The 2,728-nt window shown below is 66.3% G+C and carries 3 protein-coding genes; all 3 read left to right on the forward strand.

Going from position 1 to position 2,728, the window contains the following annotated elements:
* On the forward strand, positions 1–542 hold a 542-nt coding region (locus tag VN419_RS08465), incomplete at its 5' end, for a bifunctional adenosylcobinamide kinase/adenosylcobinamide-phosphate guanylyltransferase (RefSeq protein ID WP_325646458.1).
* Positions 520–1,515, forward strand: coding sequence for a DHH family phosphoesterase (locus tag VN419_RS08470; protein WP_325646460.1), 996 nt, complete (start codon positions 520–522; stop codon positions 1,513–1,515). The genes VN419_RS08465 and VN419_RS08470, both read left to right, overlap by 23 nt.
* A gap of 4 nt (positions 1,516–1,519) precedes the next feature.
* Positions 1,520–2,728, forward strand: a 1,209-nt coding sequence (locus VN419_RS08475; protein WP_325646462.1) for a 5'-3' exonuclease, incomplete at its 3' end; no start/stop codon positions are given.

Consider the following 2,728-nt stretch of genomic DNA (forward strand, 5'->3'; position numbering starts at 1 on the left):
AGCGTTTCGTGATCACCTTTGTCATCGGCGGCAACAAGTCCGGCAAGTCCGACTACGCCCTGAAGCTTTTGGAGGACAGCCCGGGCCCGGCGCTGTTTCTGGCCACGGGCAAGGCCAAGGACCTGTCCTTCCGCAAGCAGATCGCCTCGCACCGGGAGCGGCGCGACCCCTCGCTGCCCGTCGTGGAAGTGGGCCGGGACTTGCCACGGGCCCTGCTGGAGGCTAAGAAGGAATACAAGACGGTGCTGGTGGACAGCCTGGACTTCTGGCTGTACGTTTGCGCCCAGGACGGGTGCGAAACGGAACTTTCCGAGGCCCTGCTGGACGTGCTGAAGCATTCCCAGGACCTGAACGTCATTCTGGTGTCCTGCGAGATCGGTTTCTCGCCTTTGCCTGCTTCAAGCGAGGCCAGGACGTTTCTGAAAAAACTCGGGCGGCTCAATCAGGCCGTGGCGGCCCAGTCCGACGAGGCGTGCCTCGTTGTGGCGGGTTTGCCCCTGGCGCTTAAGAAGGCGGAACATGGGCGTATCCAAGCTGACTGACGAAAAGGTGCAGGCGCTCTTGCCCTTGCTTGCCAAGGACCAGCGCTGGCTCATCGTCATCAACGCGGACCCGGACTCCATGGGCGCGGCCCTGGGGCTCAAGGCCATCCTCTCGCGGCGCGTGCTGGACATCGGCATCGGGCATGTGAACGAGATCAAGCGCCCGGACAACCTGGCCATGATCCGCTACCTGCGCGTGCCCACCAGGAAGCTCATCCCGAACCTCATCGCCCAGTACGACCACTTCGCCCTGGTGGACAGCCAGCCGCACCACCATCCGGAGCTGGCCAAGCTGAACTACACCGTGGTCATCGACCACCACCCCATCTCCGCGGACAAGCCCGTGGTCGCCCCGGTGGTGGACATTCGTCCCAAGTACGGCGCCACCTGCACCATGCTGACCGAATACATCCAGCGCATGCAGATACGCCCGCCCAAGCTCCTGGCCTCCGCGCTCTTGTACGGCATCAAGGCCGACACCCTGAACTTCCAGCGCAAGTTCATCGACGCGGACATCAACGCCTTCAAGTACCTTTCGAAATACGCGGACCACGCGCTCATCACGCGCATCGTGCGCAGCGAATACCACCTGGAGTGGATGCGCTACTTCTCCCGCGCGTTCTACAACCTGCGCCGCATCGGCACGGGCCTCACCGCGCACCTGGGCAAGGTGGCCAGCCCGGACATCCTGGTGGTCGTGGCCGACTTCTTCATGCGCGTGCATTCCATCTCCTGGGACGCCGTGTCGGGCATCAGCGGCGACACGCTCATCGTCATCTTCCGGGGCGACGGCATCCGCAAGGACATCGGCAAGTTCGCGGCCACGCTCTTCGGCGACATCGGCTCGGCCGGGGGCCACAAGGGCGCCGCCCGCGCGGAGATTCCCCTCTCCGCCCTGGATGGCAAGGACCCGGAAATGTACGTGCTGAAAAAGCTCTCGCGCGGCAAGACCAGCGGCTTCCAGCGGATATAAGCGCATGGCACTCAAAGCCCGCCTGAACCTCGGCGACGCCGAGCCGCTGTTTCTCGTCGACGGCACCAGCTTCCTCTACCGGGGCTTCTACGCCTACCCGGACCTCAAGCGCTCCGACGGCATGGCCACGGGCGCCATCTACATCGTGCTGCGCATCCTTCTGCGCATTCTGCGCGAGGAACGGCCCAAGTACGTGGGCTTCTTCATGGACGGCAAGGGCCCGACCTTCCGCCACCAGATGTTCGAGCCCTACAAAGCCCAGCGGCCCAAGATGCCCGAGGACCTGGCCGCGCAGATCGAGCCCCTGCGCGAGGCCATCCGCCTGCTCGGCCTGTCGCTCACCGTGTCCGATGGCATAGAGGCCGACGACTGCATCGCCAGCCTGGCCGCAGCCAACCAGGCGGAGCGCCCCGTGGTGCTGGTGGCCTCGGACAAGGACCTGAAGCAGTGCCTGACGCCCAACGTGTACCTGTGGGACCCGGCGGGCAAGAACGAGAAGGTCACGAGCGAGGCCGACTTCATGGCCGAGCTGGGCATACGGCCGGAGCAGTGGCCGGACTTGCAGGCCCTCATGGGCGACAGCTCGGACAACATTCCCGGCCTGCCGGGCGTGGGGCCCAAGACGGCGCTCAAGGTGCTGCACGATTTTCCGACCCTTGAGGACCTGAAAGCGGCCGAGGCTGCGGGCGACACGCGCCTGCCCGAGAGCTTCCGCAAGAAGCTGGACGGCCGCATGGACGACGTGTTCCTGTACCGCGAGCTGACGCGCCTGCGCCTGGGCTGCTGCCCGGACCTGACCCTGGACACCCTGGCCGTGCAGCCCCCGGACGTGGACAAGCTGGCCGAATTTCTGCGCACCTACGAATTCCGCAGCCTGCTGCGGGAGATCCCGCTGCCGGGGCAAAACGGGGCTGGCCCGAATGGTTCTGGACAGAGCGCGCACTCCGCCTCCTACAGCGGTCCGCCGCCCTGGGAGGCGGCTGGCCATGCGCCGCTCATTGCGCCTGCGCCGGTCTCCGCCGCCACCGCGTCTTTTATCGCCCCAGTGGGCATTGCGCCCGTGGGCAGCGCGTCCGCCGGGGGTGTCGCCGCACCCGCGAAAAGCGCGGCCTCGAAGAAGAACGCCGGGGCCGGGCAGCTTTCCCTGTTCGGCAGCGCTCCGGCCGCGGCGGCCGCGCCGTCTTTGCTCGATTTCGCCCCGCCCGCCCAGGAC

This window comes from Humidesulfovibrio sp. (genome assembly GCF_035560995.1).
In the GTDB taxonomy this organism is placed as follows: domain Bacteria; phylum Desulfobacterota; class Desulfovibrionia; order Desulfovibrionales; family Desulfovibrionaceae; genus Humidesulfovibrio.